Genomic DNA, 16,185 nt, shown 5'->3' with positions numbered 1-16,185 from the left:
GTGATGTACCCTTTGTGTTAATTGCTACAACTTAAACTGCAAAGGGGTTTTTCGTGGCCGAATTCATCTACACGATGAAAAATGTTCGCAGGGCCATTGGTGACAAGGTCATTTTGGATGACGTCACCATGGCCTTCTACCCAGGCGCCAAGATTGGTGTTGTGGGCCCGAACGGCGCCGGTAAGTCGTCGCTTCTGAAGATCATGGCTGGCATCGACCAGCCCAATAACGGTGAGGCATTCCTGGACCCAGGTGCCACCGTGGGCATCCTGCTACAGGAGCCCCCTCTGAACGAGGAAAAGACTGTGCGCGAAAACGTCGAGGAGGGCCTCGGCGACATCATGGTGAAGAAGCAGCGCTTCGAGGAGATCGCCGAGGAAATGGCGACAAACTACTCGGATGAGCTCATGGAGGAAATGGGCAAGCTGCAGGAGGACCTCGACGCAGCAGATGCGTGGGAGGTTGACTCCAAGATTGACCAGGCGTTGAACGCGCTGCGCTGCCCGCCAGCCGACGAACCCGTCACCCACCTCTCTGGTGGTGAGCGTCGTCGCGTAGCCCTGGCGAAGCTGCTGCTGACCCAGCCTGACCTGTTGCTTCTCGACGAGCCGACGAACCACCTGGACGCTGAGTCCGTGCTGTGGCTGGAGAAGCACCTGCAGGACTACCCAGGTGCTGTCCTGGCGATTACTCACGACCGCTACTTCCTTGACAACGTCGCAGAGTGGATCTGTGAGGTTGACCGCGGAAAGCTGTACCCGTATGAGGGCAACTACTCCACCTACCTGGAGAAGAAGGCGGAGCGCCTCGAGGTTGCTGGCCAGAAGGACAAGAAGCTGCAGAAGCGCCTGAAGGACGAGCTGGCGTGGGTGAAGTCCTCGCCGAAGGCACGCCAGGCCAAGAACAAGGCGCGTCTGGAACGCTACGAGGAGATGGCTGCTGAGGCCGAGAAGTACCGCAAGCTGGACTTCGAAGAAATTCAGATCCCAACCCCACCACGCTTGGGTAACCAGGTTGTGGAGGTAGAGAATCTGGAGAAGGGCTTCGATGGCCGCACCTTGATTAAGGATCTCTCCTTCACCCTGCCACGCAATGGCATCGTGGGCGTGATTGGCCCGAACGGTGTGGGTAAGTCCACCCTGTTCAAGACCATCGTTGGCTTGGAAGAGCCGGATGCGGGCACCGTGAAGGTGGGCGACACTGTTCAGATCAGCTACGTCGACCAGAACCGTGCGAATATCGATCCGGAGAAGACGGTGTGGGAAGTTGTCTCTGACGGCCTGGACTACATCGTGGTGGGGCAGAATGAGATGCCTTCGCGCGCTTACCTGTCCGCCTTCGGTTTCAAGGGTGCGGATCAGCAGAAGCCATCGAAGGTGCTTTCTGGTGGCGAGCGCAACCGTCTGAACCTGGCGCTGACCCTGAAGCAGGGCGGTAACCTGATCCTGCTTGACGAGCCGACAAACGACCTGGACGTCGAAACGCTCGGTTCTTTGGAGAACGCGCTGCAGAACTTCCCGGGCTGTGCAGTGGTCATTTCGCACGACCGCTGGTTCCTGGACCGCACCTGTACCCACATTCTTGCGTGGGAAGGCGACCATGAGGAAGGCAAGTGGTTCTGGTTCGAGGGTAACTTCGGCGACTACGAGAAGAACAAGGTCGAGCGTTACGGAGAAGAGGCTGCAAAGCCAAAGGCATCCACGCATCGCAAGCTGACACGATAGCGGAAAGCCAGATAGGATTACCTTTTATGTCGGACCAATCTTCAAATATCCATCTCCACGAAGTGCCTCTGCGTTGGGGCGACTTTGACCGCTACGGGCACATCATGAACGCCCGCTATGTTGAGATCGCCCAGGAAGCGCGCGTGGAGTTCGCGGACGAGTACTTCGAGAAGCGTGGCCACGAGTTTGCAGTATTCGTGCGCCACATCGAGTGCGACTTCCTGCGGCCGATCCTGCCTGACACGAAGACGGTTGTCGTCGAGACGCAGGTTGTTGAAATCGGCAACACGTCCTTCACCACCCGCCAGGAGATCAAGGACCGCCAGGGTCGCACCGCGTGCGTCGTTGAGTGCGTGCAGGTGGCCATCGACATGGAGGTTGAGCGCCCGCGTTCCCTGACCCAGAAAGAAGTGGGCATCCTGACCATGAAGCCGGAGGAGCCCGCAGAGTGACGGATGAATCACTCACCATCACTGATGGTGCTGCTGGCCTGCGTTCTTTGGTCGGCCGCACCGTCGGCATGGATGCGTCGGCGTCCGCCCGGTTCTCGGCGCGTGACGACGGCACTGTGGACGTTTTCGTCTCCACCCCCTTCGAGGTGATCGCTTCACGACGAGTCGTCGGCACCTGTTCCCGCGATGGGGCAGTGGTGTCTGCCACTGACCTGCTTGACGCGCTTACTGAAGGGCGTTCCTATGTTGGTGCTGCGCGTGATCCGAATTGGATTGGTGCTCTCCCTCCAAAAACTGGGTTTGTGGAGCGGGAAGTGCTGCCGGTTACTGTCGTGCGTGGTTTGGCCGATCAGGGTCAAGATCTAGCGCGCCAGTTTTCTGGGCCGCTTGGGCCGCCGAAGTCCCTTTTGGACCAGACGGTGATCACCATCGACGATGAGGTGGAGATTCCCATGCGGATGATCTTCGCATGTACATCTTTGGGCTTGATCCCGGGGTTTTCCGCGCCGGTGGAAATCCCGCGCCACCTCCGTGTCTCGACAGTGGGACGCTGGACTAGGCTGGACGCGCCATTTGGATCTGTGTACCATTCAGCAGGCCTTGGGCTATCCGTCTAAACGTTCTATAGCCCTTTAACCGTGTGGAGCATTGTTGCACCACGCGGTTATTTTTATGATGTTTGTCACACGCTATTTCGAACTTGTGTTCACCGGGTTAAAATGGGTGTAGTCAATGAACGATACGGGGACATAATCGGGATAATTTCGTCGAGGGGGGTGACGAAGCCATGTGGCACTCGAATACAGGTGAGGCATACTACGCAGTCTGCTCCGACAAGCCGAAGGCCAGGAAGCAACGGCTCTTGAGGCAACTTGAGTACGACATCTGGAAAGGCCTCTTCGCAGAAACCGAGGCTCCCCAGGAAGTACGCGACTGGTCCGAGTACGCTGCCGGACTCTCCGCAGATCTTGGCGTATCTGAAACGATGATCGCCAACAATCTTCTTGCGATGGACACGCTCATTGCTCTTCCGCGCTTTCAGCTACTGGTGGAATCCTTATATCACGCGAATATGATCCTGCTACGGAAGATTGCTGCCACACTATGCTGCGATACCTTCTGGGATCATCCAGACAATCAGATCATCGTCGATGAGTTCTTAACAGAATTTCTCACCCCGACGAAACCCGCCCAAGTCATGCCCGGGCCCCGGGCCGTGGGAAACCGGCTCGAAGATTTACTGCGCGAACTAAGGGATGCTCCAGAGACCGAAGAGTCCGAGCCAGCAGCCCGGGACCATTATGTCGAGGACAATAAGGACGGAACCTTCACTACCTCCAGCACCTGGGATGGATACACCACAGCCCAGATCGATGAGGCGATTCGCGCGTTCGCGGCCAAAGAGAAGATCTCCTTAGCTGAGGCCCACGCACGCCTCATCTTGGAAGACATTGATCTTTCCGTTGTCCTTAACGTGTACAAGGCCAGCGACGTAGCGGACGCGTGTGCATGGATGCCTGGAACTGGAAATTTCAGTCCAGAAGCCACCGAGGCTGCTGAGCGTGATGCAAAGACTGTCCGCGACATCATGGTCGCAAAAGACAGGGTGACCGCACAGTACGCGGCCACCGGCCTGATGCGCGCGTATATCAACGGGCGCGATGGGACTTGCCGTTGGCCGGGATGCAACCGCCCCGCCACACATACCGACAAAGATCATTGCGTGGACTGGTCCAAAGGTGGACCCACCAGCCCGAACAACCTAGTGAGCCTCTGCAGGCACCACCACAATCGGAAAACTGACGGACTGGTTCACTACATCTTCGAACCGATCAGTGGTGACGTCTATTGGCTGTTCAGAGATGGCACTTGGGTCGTCGACGAAGCCGACGGGCCTCTCGCCCCGAGGAACGCCCGCTGGAAAGTTACTCTCAACCAGCGAAAGAAGCGCCGACGACAAAAGGCTGGCCCAAGCAAACGGACCGGCCCGCCGACGAAACGCGCACCCCAATTCGAAGGGCCGCCGCCGTTCTAACGAGGGCTACTTGTTGATCATCATTGCTGCGACCCGCACCATATGGTCCCAGAGCGCCGCACGATGTTCGTCGGAAACTTCCACGCTGTCTAAAGAGTTATGCATCAGCTCAAGCCAGCGTTCTGCCTCGGGTTCCCCGATCTCATAAGGAAAGTGGCGCCTGCGCAACATCGGTGCGCCACGCTTTTCGTTGAAAGTGGTCGGCCCGCCCCAATACTGGGCGAGGAACCACTTCAAACGCTGTTCGGCCCCCTCCCAATCATCCTGGGGGTACATTGGGCCGATCAGGTCGTCGTCACGCACCTGCGTGTAGAAGCCTTCGACGAGCGCGGAAAAGAACGCGTCGCCGCCGACTTGTTCATAAAAAGATGTGGCCATGGCACAACCCTACGGGCAGTTACTCTTCTTCGCTGCCTGGGAACTGAAAACGGCCATTCGGATAAGGAAGTGGCACCTCAGCGCTTTGGAGATCATCCAAGATGCGCCGATTGAGGTGTCGCTGGACACTCCATTGCTGGCCAGGCAAAGTCTTTACCGAAACGCGGTAGCTCATGTGGTCCACAGCGAAATCGGTCACACCATTCAGGACGGGTTGCTCCAAGACGGAACTCTTCCACTCATCGCCCTCAAGGGCGCGCTCCGCAGAGGTGATGATCGTGTCGGCAACGGCGTCCGGGTCTGCCTTGAGCGACACAGGGATCTGGACGCGGGCCACCGAATAGGAAGCAGAGAAGTTACCCACCTGCAAGATCTCGCCGTTGCGGACGTACCACAGGGTGCCGTCGATATCGCGCACCGTCGTAATGCGCAGGGTAACTTCCTCGACGTCTCCCGAAATGCCGTTGACCTCGATCGTGTCGCCCACTCCGTACTGGTCCTCCAGCAGCATGAAGATGCCGGACAAGAAATCCTTCACCAGGGACTGCGCGCCGAAACCGATGGCAACACCGACCACACCGGCCGAGGCGATCAGCGGACCAATATTTACGCCGAGCTGGTCGAGGACCGCCAGGGCTGCCCAGACCCAGACGATGATCGCCACTGCGGAGCGGCCCACGCTGGCCAGCGTTTTCACGCGTTGTTTGCGGCGCTCTTCCTGTGCTTCCTGCTGCGCATTTTGTTCATCACTGTTGGACCGGAAAAATATGGGGAAGTTGCTGCCGCCACTGTTGATGTTGTGGCGGGCGGCGCGGTTGATGACCCGCACAAGAATCCAATGGATGATCGCGGCGACGACCAGGATGACCACGATCTTTAGCGGTCGTTCGATGACCCATTCTTGGGTTACGGGGTTGTTCCACCATTCGTTGACGCTACCGACGGCATCATCGACTGATGTGGGGACTGACGTGCTTTCTTCTTGGGCTAGGTAAGTGTTCAAATGGCTCCTTTCTTTATGGGAATATTATAACGATGCATATAATTCAACGCCGACTGAACAGCTTGGTCTACTATGTGTCTAATCTCGAACTAGAAAGGAACCCTATGTCCAACGGTTCTGGTTTTTCCACCGACTCCATCCACGCCGGTTACGAACCCGACAGTTTGTACGGGTCCATCAATGTGCCCATCTACGCGTCGACAACTTTCCAGCAAGATGGCCTTGCGGAATTGCGGAACGGTTACGAATACACGCGCGTGGGCAATCCAACGATCACTGCACTAGAAAAAACCGTCGCAGCCCTTGAACGCTCGGACTATGCGGTCGCGTATGCCTCTGGCATGGCGGCCATCGATACGGTGCTGCGCATCCTGATGAAGCCGGGCGATCACATCATCATCGGCAATGATGCATACGGTGGCACCTACCGCCTGATCAACCAGATTTTCAACCAGTGGGGTATCGAAAATACCGTCGTCGATACGACGAAGCCGGAGCAGGTCCAGGCAGCCATTCAGGACAACACCAAGGTGATCTGGGTGGAAACGCCGACGAACCCGGCACTGGACATCGTCGATATTCGTGCGATCGCGGACATCAAGGGTGACACGTCCCTCGTCGTCGACAACACCTTTGCCTCGCCGTACCTGCAGCAGCCGTTGGCGCTCGGTGCGGACGTCGTTGTGCACTCGACGACGAAGTACCTGGGCGGGCACTCCGATGTGATCGGTGGACTTGTCTGTGCCAACGATCCTGCGCTTGAGGAGCAGCTGCGCTTCTTCTTCGGCTGGGTTGGCGCCATCCCTTCGCCTTTCGACACCTACTTGACGGCCCGCGGAATCAAGTCGCTGAGCGTGCGCATGGACCGCCACTGCGATAACGCGGAAACGGTGGCGGAATTCCTGCAAGGGCGTGAGGAAGTAGCACGCGTGTGTTACCCGGGTCTGCCGGATCACCCGAACCACGAGGTGGCGAAGAAGCAGATGAAGCGTTTCGGCGGCATGGTGTCCGTGATTTTCCAGACAGAGGAGCAGGCGAAGAAGTTCTGCAAGTCCACCAAGCTAATCGCGCTGGCGGAATCGCTGGGCGGGGTGGAGTCCTTGGTGGAACACCCTGCGACCATGACGCACGTGTCCGTTGAGGATTCCGATTTGGCGGTGCCGCGCGAGCTGGTCCGCATTTCCATCGGCATCGAGGACGTCGAGGATCTCATCGCCGATATCGAGCAGGCCCTTGCTCAGTTGTAGTTTGTGAAGGAAACTTAACATCGCACGTGAAATGCCCTATATCTTAGGTTGTGGACGTATACCATAATCGGTGTACCAAACAACCAACGGAGGTGTTATGGCCCGCAAACCTGCCTATGTGGCCATCGCTGAAACGCTACGCAAGGGCATCGAGGACCGCACCTACAAGCCGGGGGATCGGCTGCCCGCGGAGCGTGAGCTGGTCAGCCAATTCGACGTCGCTCGCATGACCATTCGCCACGCCCTTGACCTCCTACAGATGGAGGGTCTGATCGACCGCAAACGGGGCCGCGCCGGGGGCACGTTTGTCCGCGCGGTTCCGCCGATGCTGGAGTTAACGCGGATCGACGGCGTGGACGCGCAACTCGATTCCCTTGAGATTGCGCACTCCCACAAATTACTGAGCCAGGGGGTAGTCCAGGCCCCGCATCCAGTGGCGACAGCCTTCCAAATCAACCCGGGGGATGAGGTGTTTCGTGCCGAGGTGCTCCGCTACATCTCCGGGGTGCCAGGAATCTTAGAAACCGTCTTTGTGCCGCAAGAGTACGCGGACATCGCACAGCATCTCGACCACTCCCTGATAGACGCGCTCGCCAACAAGTTAGGGGCGGACGTCGATAAGCGCGAAGACGTGATCGTGCCAGGCGCGGCCACCGACGCTGAGCGTAGCCGGTTGGAAGTGACCAGCGCGGCGCAAGTTCTGCGGATTACGCGGACAACGCACCTGCGTAGCGACGCCATCGTGGCCTTTTCCTACGTGGCGGTCCGGCCGGACGTGGCTCAGGTCAAGGTCGTCACCGCGCGGGATTAGACTAGGCGGTAGCCGGATCCGCGGATGGTTTCGATCCTCTCGGCGCCAATCTTCTTCCGCAGGGTCCGGATATACACGTCGACCACGTTGGATCCAGGGTCAAAATCCATGCCCCACACCATGGACAGCAGCTGGGCGCGCGACAGGATCTGGCCGGGGTGGCGCATGAACGTCTCCAACAGGCTGAGCTCGCGGCGCGACAAGTCCTTCCACTTGCCGTCCACCTGGACCCGCTGGGCGCGCAGGTCCAGCACCATATCGCCGCGCGTTAGTTCGACACTAGAGGGCGCTTGCCTTTCGCTCAGGCGGAGGCGGACGCGCGCCAGCAGCTCGGCGAACTGAAAAGGCTTCGGCATGTAATCGTCGGCGCCGCCCTCAAGCACGCGGACGCGGTCTTCAACCTTGGTGCGCGCCGTCAGCACGATCACCGGCAGGGTAACCCGCAGCGCACGAAGCTGTTCCAGGACGTCGGCACCATCCATGTGGGGCAGGCCGAGGTCCAAAATCATGAGGTCGTAGTCGCCGGTACGCGCCATGGCAAAGGCAGCCGGGCCGGAATCAACCGTGTCGCAGGGGTAGCCCGCAGCCGTCAGACCGCGTTCGATGAAGTCGGCTATCCCGTGGTCGTCTTCGGCGATCAAAATTCTGCTCATAGTGTTTCTCCGTCCTGCTTCGTGGCTTCAGGGTCCTCCGGGGCAGGAATTTCCAGCCCAAAAATACTACCAAGCCCCACTGTAGATTCAACGAACGCGCGGCCCCCGTGAGCTTGACCAATCGCCTGCACAATCGACAAGCCCAGGCCCGCACCACTCGGCCGCGAACCAAGGTTGTCCCCGCGGGAGAAACGGTCGAAGAGCTTCCCGCGTGTCTCCTCAGGGATGCCTTCGCCTCGGTCGCGCACCCAGAAACGCACGGTTCGGTCTTCACCCTCGCCCAGCAGGGTACTGCCGATCTCCACCTGCTCGTCGGAATACTTCAGTGCATTGCCGAAGAGTTCCAGCACTGCTTCGGTGACTCGCTCCGAGTCAAGCACCGCCTCGCCCTCGGCCATCTCCACAAGGCGGGCTCGCTCGTCGATAGTCGATGCTTTGTCGTCGATGGAGATCGTCAGTTCAGTTAGGTCCGTCAGCTCGGGCTGAACGAAGTCTCCCGAATCAGCCACAGCCAGGGTGAGCATGTCGTTGACCATGCGCGCCATCCGGTCCAGCTCGGCGGTGGCCAGCTCGATGGATTTCGCCTGGTCCTCCGGCGCGGTATAGGGCAGCAGCTCCAGCTGCCCGCGCACCACGGTGATGGGGGTGCGCAGCTCATGACCGGCATCGTCGACGAACTGCCGCTGGTCGCGGTATGCGGCTTCGATGCGGTCGAGCATCGCGTTGAACGTGATCGCCAGTTGCCCGATCTCGTCGTTCGATTCTACAGGCACGCGCGCGGTCAGATCAGAGTTGCTTATCGACGAGGCGACCTTCTGCAGCTTGCGGATCGGTGCTGTGATCTGCCCCGAAATCATCCACGCCATCAGCATGGCGGCAATGAGCCCGCCCAACGAGATCAGGCTGATCCAAATCATATTGTTATTGGCCTGGGCGCGCTCGGGGCCGGAATCATAAACCACGGCGAAGATGGCATTGTCGTCAATCTCCACCCGCCCCCAGTGCATCTCCTCAAATCGGCCGCCACTGGATGGACTATTAAGGATCTCGTGGACGATGGGATCGTCGAAAGCCACCGGGTCAGGTTGCTCGCCAGAAAGTTGTGAATAGTCCAGCTGGACCATCTTTCCGTCAATGAAGCCCAGCATATTTTCCGTCCGGTCGGGGATCTGCCGTTGGAGATATACCTCGATGAGGCGCTGCGGGTCGTCGAAAGTTTCCCCGGTGGTGGGGTCAACTCCTTCGTTGGCGAATTTCGCGAACTCGTCGATTTCTTGAACCACTGCATCGTTCACACTGTCAGTGATCTGGCCCATATAAAACGAGCGAGACAAGACTAATACCGCGGTGAGTGCAATAAACACCACCACGGTCGTCCACACCACCACCCGTTTTCTTAGAGAGGTGGCAAGTGGCTTCGTCTTAGTCGTCATCCCAATCGTCGTCCCAGTCATCATCCCAATCGTCGTCGTCCCAATCATCGTCTGTCCACTGCGGAGCCGGATTATAGGGCTGCGTGTACACAGGGGCAGGGGCCGGAGGGATGTACTGCTGCTGCGGCGCCGGGGCCGGTGCAGGGGCAGGGGCCTGGGCGGGTGCCGGCGCCCGAGCCGGTGCAGGTTCGCTCCGCGGCTCGTCAGGCTTCGGCTCGGCGCTGCCTTCCGAGGATTCGGATTCAGCAGTGCTTGAGCTGGTCGATGTACTCGACGAACTCGAGGTGCCCGCGGTGCTAGTTTCCGGGTTCAGCGTGATGCTTGCTGCCTCCTCCGGAACATTGGGTGCTTGATTATTGTTCGCTAGTGCGGCACCACCGACGGCAACGAGCACCAAGAGAGCAACGATCGCGATGATGGGCGCGAACTTGCGCAGTGACGTCATGATTTTTGATCCTTTAGCGGTCTGGTGTTCTGTGGCTATAGCCTCAGTCTGCCATTCGCCTCTGAACTACACATGAAACCACTATGAAAGTTCTTTCATGTCCCGTTCCTCATCAACCAGGCGATTTCGGCGAGCACGCTCCACCTTATCCCGTTCCTCCGAAAGAATCCTGCGCAGCCCCTGCGGCAACTCGCCGGCCAGGAGTTCGTCGGCACGCGCAAACGCCGTATCAGAGAGGTCCCGCACCGGGTAAAGCCCTGTCAGCGTGCGCTGCGCCATCTCCGAAGACTGCTCCTGCCACACGCACTGCGCCTGGTCAAAGTAGGCAGCGGTGAAATCGCCACCGTCGGTGAAGTTGAAACCTTCCATCAGGTGGCGCGCCTCCAGATTCGTGCGCTGACCACCCATGACTTCGTCGAAAGCCCATTGCTTATCGACGACCGCCCGCGCCCGCAGCCGTGCTAGCTCGCCGGCGGAACTGCGATCACCTTCCTGCTCGAGGGCGTCGAGGCCAAGATCGCCGCGCGCAATGAGCGCGGTGATCGCCAACCAACGCACTTCCTGGTTATCGGACGTCTCCAGCAGTGAGTGCAGGTAGGCGGCACTGTCCTCGGTCTGCGGCAGGCGCGCCAGTGCTCGGTCGAAGATGGTGGCGGGTTCGCGGCCCTGAAATGCCTCGGCCAGGGTGGCGAAGGCCTGGTCGCGGTGGTTTTCGGCCACGTAGTAGCGGGCAGCCATCGCCGCCTGACCAGCCACACGCTCCAGCACGGCGGTCTGATCTTCCGCATCCAGGTGGCGCGCCACCAGATCGACAAAGTCGCGCGCCGGCATCTCACCTGCGCGGGTGGCCTGCCACGCCGCCGACCACGCCAGCGTACGCGCCATCGGATCAGCGATATCGCCCAGGTGCTTGACGACGAAGTCCTGCTGCTGTGGGGCAATGCCCATTAGGCAGTAGGTGAGGTCCCCATCGTTGACCAGGGCAAGGTCATGCTCCACGCCGGCGAATTCGGGGATCTCGGTGCGCTCGCCAGTGATATCGATCTCCACGTGGTGGGTCCGGCGCACGGTGTCGTCGATAAGCGCATAGAGCCCGACGCCGACGCGGTGCGTGCGCTGCACATCAGACTCCTGGACAACGACGAAGCGGTCGGTGATCTCCGGGTACAGGGTGGAGATGCCCGTGGTCTTCAGCCACTGCTGGGACCATTCGCTCAAGTCGCGGCCGGAGGCCTTCTCCAGCGCGCCGAGCAGGTCGTCGAAGGTGGCGTTGCCATAGGCGTGATTATCGAAGTGGGCGCGCACGCCGGCGAAAAACGCGTCGCGGCCAACGTAGGCCTGCAGCTGCTTGAGCACGCTGGCGCCCTTGGCGTAGGTGATGCCGTCAAAGTTCTGCTCGGCTGTTTCGACGTCTGGGGCGTCGGTGCTGATGGGGTGGGTCGAGGGGAGCTGATCCTGGCTATACGCCCACGCCTTCTCCACGTTGGCGAAGGTGACCCACGCGGTGTCATGCTCCGTGGCCTCGGCCTGGGTGATCGCTGCGGACCAGGTGGCGAAGGACTCGTTGAGCCACAGGTCGTCCCACCACTGCATCGTCACTAGGTTGCCGAACCACATGTGCGCCATCTCGTGCAAGATGGTCTCATTGCGGCGCTCATACATGTAGGGGCTGGCCTCAGAGGTGAAGACGTACTCGTCGCGGATCGTCACCGCGCCAACGTGCTCCATCGCGCCGATATTGAACTCAGGGCAGAAAATCTGGTCGTACTTGGTAAACGGGTAAGGACGCCCGAAATTCTCGTGGTAGTAGGCAAAGCCCTGCTTCGTTTCGGTGAACAGGCGGTCCGCGTCGAGGTGCTCCATGATGGAAGTGCGCGCGTAGAGCCCCAACTCAATGTTCTCGAAGGTGTCGTGCACGTGGGCGTACTCGCCGGCGATGAAGGCCACCAGATAGGTTGACAGTGGGTAGTCGATCGTGCAGGTATGCGTCGTGCCTTCTGCCGATGGGGTGCTTGTTGTTGGCTCGTTCATCACCACGGTGAAGGACTCGGGCGTGGTCATCGACAACTCATAGGTGGCTTTGATGTCCGGCTGGTCGAAGCAGGCGAAGACGCGGTGGGCATCGGCAGGCTCAAACTGTGAGTACAGGTACACCTTGTCGTCGGCCGGGTCGACGAAACGGTGCAGCCCCTCGCCCGTGCGCGAGTAGGGGATGGTTGCCTTCACGACGAGGGTCTGCTCGCCCTCCGTAACTGGGAAGGAAAGGTCGCGCAAGGCTTCGTCGTTAAGCGTTGCCTCCCACGAACCGTCCATTACATTCAGGTCGATGCTGATCTCGCCCGCGCTGGAGCTGAACGTCACCGTGGTGGTGGAGGTGAAGGTCTCCGGGCCGGTGACGTCGAGGTGGACGCGGTAATGGACGTCCTTGATCAGGCTGGCGCGGTGGCGGGCGTGGTCGCGGGTTAAAGATTGTGAAGTCATTGTTCCACTCTAACGCTGTAGGCTGGTTGACGTTTCTGTGCGATCCAGTACTCTGGACCACGCGAGACAGTAGAAACTTAAAGTAAATTTTGGAGGAAATAATTATGGCAACCCCAGTAAAGTTCTGGTTCGACGTATCCTGCCCGTTCGCATGGAAGACCTCGCGCTGGATTAAGGAAGTAGAAACGGTCCGCGACATCGACGTCGAATGGATCCCTATGTCCCTGTCCGTCCTCAACGAGGGCGCTGACATCCCAGAGGATTACGCCGAAAAGATGAAGGCAAACTGGGGGCCAGCCCGCGTGTTCGCCAAGGTGAAGAACGAGCAGCCAGAAAAGGTCGGCGAGCTCTACACCGCCATGGGTAAGATCGTGCACAACGAGGGCGAGAACTCCAAGCAGGACTTCGGCGCTTACGACGACGTAATCAAGCGCGCACTGGAGAAGGTGGGCCTGCCCGCCGAGTACGCCGATGTTGCCAACACCGAAGAAATGGACGCTGACCTGCGCGTCTACCACAAGGCTGGCCAGGACGCTGTCGGCCAGGACTCCGGTACACCCATCGTCAAGGTGGAGGATAACGCCTTCTTCGGCCCTGTGATCACCCGCTTCCCAGAGGGCGAAGAATCCGGCGAACTTTTCGACGCCTACTCGAAGCTCGCAGCATATCCTTATTTCTTCGAGATGAAGCGCGATCGCTTCGAAAACCCGCAGCTAGACGGCTGGAAGTAAGAACTGACCCCGCGCCCTTTCTCAAGGCTGTAAAGTGCTGAATAAATATCAGCACCTCCATCTTGATTGAAAGGGCGCTTTCGCATGTCCGACACCCCATTGCGCAACGAATCCAAGCTCATCCACTCCGGCTACACCCCGGGGAACACCGAGCCACGTCAGTTGCCGATCGTGCAGTCCACCACCTACACCTTCGACTCCTCCGACGACATCACCGCAGTATTCGACGAACCCACCCACGCCCTGATCTACTCCCGGTTCGCCAACCCCACCGTAATGGCCGTGGAGGAAAAGGTGACGGACCTGGAAGGGGGAGCGGCTGCCATGGCCACCACCTCCGGCCAGGCAGCAACCGCCTTTGCCATCATGAACCTGTGCTCCGCGGGCGATAGCTTCGTGGCATCGTCGGAAATCTACGGCGGAACCTCCAACCTGTTCAGTACCACGCTGGCGAAGTACGGCATCGAAGTTATCTACGTGGACCAGGATGCCCCGTCCGAGGAGATCGCCGCCGCGTTCAAGCCGAACACCAAGGCGCTCTTCGGCGAAATCATCGCGAACCCGGCGATGAGTGTGCTGGACATCGAGAAGTTCGCGGGTGTGGCCCACGACCAGGGTGTGCCCCTCATCGTGGACTCCACCTTCGCCACGCCCATGCTGTGCAAGCCCATTGAGTACGGCGCCGACGTCGTCATTCACTCCACCTCCAAGTACATGGACGGACACGCGGCGCAGATCGGCGGCATGATCGTGGACGCCGGCACTTTCGACTACACCAACGGCAAATTCCCAGACTTCACCGAGCCCGACGAGTCCTACCACGGCGTGGTGTACACCAAGGACTACGCAGCCGCACCCTTCATCATTAAGGCCCGCATGCAGCTGATGCGCGACTTCGGCGCCTACCCGGCCGCCCACTCCGCATTTCTGCTGAACCTCTCCCTGGAATCTCTCGACGTGCGCATCCGACGCCACTGCGAGAACGCCCTAGCCGTGGCGAAGCATCTAGAGACGCGCACCGATGTCTTCAACGAAGTTCGCTACCCAGGCTTGGAATCCTCCAAGTACTATGACCTCGCCCAGAAGTACCTGCCGGAAGGCGCATCGGGTGTGGTCACAGTGGATCTCAAGGGCGGCCGCGAGGCCGGGGTGAAGTTCATGGACGCGCTCACGATGGTCTCGCGCGAGGTCCACGTGGCTGATTCGCGCTCCTGCGTGCTGCACCCCGCATCCACCACGCACCGCCAGGTACCGGACGAGCAACTGGCTTCCGTGGGCATCACCCCAGGCCTGGTGCGCTTGTCGATGGGGCTGGAGCATGTCGACGACATCATCGCCGACATTGACCAAGCACTCGACGCGATCTAGTTCTTCTGGAGGCGTTTGCGCAACAGAAGCCGGGCAGGTGGGTAGTATCTGATTCATGCGCGTTTATTTAGGAGCAGACCACGCAGGTTTCGAGCGGAAGAATGAAATCGCCGAGTACCTGAAAGAAAACGGACACGAGCCCATCGATTGCGGCGCCTTCGAATACGATGCCGAGGACGACTACCCGGCATTCTGCATCGACGCCGCCGCGAAAACTGTTGCAGACGAAGGATCGCTAGGCATCGTGCTGGGCGGATCCGGCAACGGCGAGAATATCGCTGCGAACAAGGTGAAGGGTGCGCGCTGCGCACTGGCATGGTCTGAGGAGACCGCGCGCCTTGCCCGCGAGCACAATAATGCCCAGCTCATCGCCATCGGTGGGCGCATGCACACCAAGGAAGAGACCCTGGCCATTGTGGCTGCCTTCCTAGACCAGGAGTGGTCCAAGGCAGAGCGCCACCAGCGCCGCATCGACATCCTTGCTGAGTACGAGCGCACCGGCCAGGCACCTGAGGTCCCCGGAGCATAAATAGTAAAAAGGTCAGGCCTGTGCGGATTACTGCACAGGCCTGACCTTTGTGTTTGTGGCGTGAGGGTTACTCGCGCTCGTTCGGATGGAAGCCGATACGGCCGTCTTCGCCCTCATCCAGGGAGATGATGCCTTCCATTTCCTTCGGGCTCAGCTCAAAATCGAAGATGTCCATGTTCTCGCGCATGCGCTCAACGTGGTTGGTCTTCGGGAAGACGATCGTGCCGTTCTGGATATGCCACCGCAGCACAACCTGGGCCGGGGTCTTGCCGTGCGCCTCAGCAGGCTCCATGATCTCAGGGATCTCGGTGAAGTCACGCTTGAACTGGGCCAACGGGTGCCAGGCTTCCACAGCGATGGAGTGCACCTTCGCCGCGTCAACGTCCTTCCACTGCTGGAAGAACGGGTGCAGCTCAATCTGGTTGATCACGGGGGTGACGTCGGAGGTGGTCTCCAGCTTGTCCAAATGCTCGGGCAGGAAGTTGCACACGCCGATGGACTTCGCCAGGCCCTTGTCGCGCTCCTGGATCATCGTCTTCCACGCGGTGGTGTACTTGTCGCGCATTGGTGCTGGCCAGTGGATCAGGTACAAGTCCACGTAGTCGGTACCCAGGCGCTCCAGAGACTCAGCCAGCGCCTTGTCCGCGTCCTCGTGGCGGTCCTGCCACAGCTTGGTGGTCAAAAAGATTTTTTCGCGCGGGATGCCAGAATTGGCGATCGCGCGCCCCACACCTTCCTCATTGCCGTAGAAAGCGGCGGTGTCGATGTGGCGGTAGCCCACCTCGAGGGCTTCAGAGACCACACGCTCCGCCTCTTCCGGGGCGACCAAGAACGTGCCGAAGCCGAGCTGGGGGATGCTATTTCCGTCGTTGAGAGTAATCGAAGGGATCATGGC

At 59.6% G+C, this 16,185-nt stretch carries 16 protein-coding genes; 9 read left to right on the top strand and 7 right to left on the bottom strand.

Features of this window, described 5'->3' with window-relative positions:
* Nucleotides 1-53 precede the first annotated feature (53 nt).
* The 4 genes from ettA (at nt 54) to B097_RS12780 (ending at nt 4,211) form a co-directional block, all read left to right on the top strand.
* On the top strand, nt 54-1,724 hold the full coding sequence (gene ettA / locus B097_RS0108950) for an energy-dependent translational throttle protein EttA (protein WP_018582190.1): 1,671 nt from the start codon (nt 54-56) through the stop codon (nt 1,722-1,724).
* Between the two features lie 26 nt (nt 1,725-1,750).
* Complete coding sequence (locus B097_RS0108945; RefSeq protein ID WP_018582189.1) at nt 1,751-2,176, top strand: acyl-CoA thioesterase; 426 nt, start codon at nt 1,751-1,753, stop codon at nt 2,174-2,176.
* The gene (locus B097_RS0108940) at nt 2,173-2,793 is read left to right on the top strand and encodes a DUF8185 domain-containing protein (protein ID WP_018582188.1); all 621 of its coding nucleotides are present in this window, start codon (nt 2,173-2,175) and stop codon (nt 2,791-2,793) included. Before B097_RS0108945 ends, B097_RS0108940 begins: the two co-directional genes overlap by 4 nt.
* Before the next feature lie 170 nt (nt 2,794-2,963).
* The gene (locus B097_RS12780; RefSeq protein WP_018582187.1) at nt 2,964-4,211 is read left to right on the top strand and encodes an HNH endonuclease signature motif containing protein; all 1,248 of its coding nucleotides are present in this window, start codon (nt 2,964-2,966) and stop codon (nt 4,209-4,211) included.
* A 6-nt stretch (nt 4,212-4,217) separates the two neighbouring features.
* Here the strand turns inward: B097_RS12780 and B097_RS0108930 are convergent, their stop codons facing one another.
* Both B097_RS0108930 and B097_RS0108925 read right to left on the bottom strand, forming a co-directional pair.
* Complete coding sequence (locus B097_RS0108930; RefSeq protein WP_018582186.1) at nt 4,218-4,589, bottom strand: globin; 372 nt, start codon at nt 4,587-4,589, stop codon at nt 4,218-4,220.
* A 19-nt stretch (nt 4,590-4,608) separates the two neighbouring features.
* The gene (locus B097_RS0108925; protein WP_018582185.1) at nt 4,609-5,592 is read right to left on the bottom strand and encodes a mechanosensitive ion channel family protein; all 984 of its coding nucleotides are present in this window, start codon (nt 5,590-5,592) and stop codon (nt 4,609-4,611) included.
* Nucleotides 5,593-5,696: 104 nt separating this feature from the next.
* Between B097_RS0108925 and B097_RS0108920 the strand changes: the two genes are divergently transcribed.
* Both B097_RS0108920 and B097_RS0108915 read left to right on the top strand, forming a co-directional pair.
* Nucleotides 5,697-6,839 (top strand): cystathionine gamma-synthase, encoded by a 1,143-nt coding sequence (locus B097_RS0108920; RefSeq protein WP_018582184.1) that lies wholly within the window; start codon nt 5,697-5,699, stop codon nt 6,837-6,839.
* A 97-nt stretch (nt 6,840-6,936) separates the two neighbouring features.
* Nucleotides 6,937-7,650, top strand: a complete 714-nt coding sequence (locus tag B097_RS0108915) for a GntR family transcriptional regulator (RefSeq protein WP_018582183.1) — start codon at nt 6,937-6,939, stop codon at nt 7,648-7,650.
* Here B097_RS0108915 and B097_RS0108910 read toward each other — a convergent pair.
* The 4 genes from B097_RS0108910 to pepN form a co-directional block, all read right to left on the bottom strand.
* Entirely contained in the window at nt 7,647-8,303 is a 657-nt protein-coding gene (locus B097_RS0108910) for a response regulator transcription factor (protein WP_018582182.1), read from the bottom strand. The two genes, B097_RS0108915 and B097_RS0108910, sit on opposite strands and share 4 nt — an antisense overlap.
* On the bottom strand, nt 8,300-9,736 hold the full coding sequence (locus B097_RS0108905) for a sensor histidine kinase (protein ID WP_026254417.1): 1,437 nt from the start codon (nt 9,734-9,736) through the stop codon (nt 8,300-8,302). Before B097_RS0108905 ends, B097_RS0108910 begins: the two co-directional genes overlap by 4 nt.
* Nucleotides 9,726-10,181: a hypothetical protein gene (locus B097_RS0108900; protein ID WP_018582180.1), complete on the bottom strand. Its 456-nt coding sequence runs from the start codon at nt 10,179-10,181 to the stop codon at nt 9,726-9,728. The genes B097_RS0108905 and B097_RS0108900 overlap by 11 nt, the downstream gene beginning before the upstream one ends.
* Before the next feature lie 81 nt (nt 10,182-10,262).
* Nucleotides 10,263-12,662, bottom strand: coding sequence for an aminopeptidase N (pepN, locus tag B097_RS0108895; protein ID WP_018582179.1), 2,400 nt, complete (start codon nt 12,660-12,662; stop codon nt 10,263-10,265).
* Between the two features lie 104 nt (nt 12,663-12,766).
* Here pepN and B097_RS0108890 point away from each other — a divergent pair, with 104 nt between their 5' ends.
* The 3 genes from B097_RS0108890 to B097_RS0108880 all read left to right on the top strand — a co-directional run bounded on the left by B097_RS0108890 (nt 12,767) and on the right by B097_RS0108880 (nt 15,290).
* Nucleotides 12,767-13,393 carry a mycothiol-dependent nitroreductase Rv2466c family protein gene (locus B097_RS0108890; protein WP_018582178.1) on the top strand — a complete coding sequence of 209 codons (627 nt, stop codon included), beginning with the start codon at nt 12,767-12,769 and terminating at the stop codon, nt 13,391-13,393.
* Nucleotides 13,394-13,477: 84 nt separating this feature from the next.
* Nucleotides 13,478-14,761, top strand: a complete 1,284-nt coding sequence (locus B097_RS0108885) for an O-acetylhomoserine aminocarboxypropyltransferase/cysteine synthase family protein (protein WP_018582177.1) — start codon at nt 13,478-13,480, stop codon at nt 14,759-14,761.
* A gap of 55 nt (nt 14,762-14,816) precedes the next feature.
* Nucleotides 14,817-15,290: a ribose-5-phosphate isomerase gene (locus B097_RS0108880; RefSeq protein ID WP_018582176.1), complete on the top strand. Its 474-nt coding sequence runs from the start codon at nt 14,817-14,819 to the stop codon at nt 15,288-15,290.
* 67 nt (nt 15,291-15,357) lie between these two features.
* Here the strand turns inward: B097_RS0108880 and B097_RS0108875 are convergent, their stop codons facing one another.
* Nucleotides 15,358-16,182 (bottom strand): aldo/keto reductase, encoded by an 825-nt coding sequence (locus B097_RS0108875; RefSeq protein WP_018582175.1) that lies wholly within the window; start codon nt 16,180-16,182, stop codon nt 15,358-15,360.
* Between the last annotated feature and the right edge of the window lie 3 nt (nt 16,183-16,185).

It is taken from the genome of Corynebacterium pilosum DSM 20521 = CIP 103422 (genome assembly GCF_000373805.1).
In the GTDB taxonomy this organism is placed as follows: domain Bacteria; phylum Actinomycetota; class Actinomycetes; order Mycobacteriales; family Mycobacteriaceae; genus Corynebacterium; species Corynebacterium pilosum.
The sequence above is the reverse complement of the archived record's forward strand: the minus strand, read 5'-3'. Positions and strand labels throughout refer to the sequence as shown.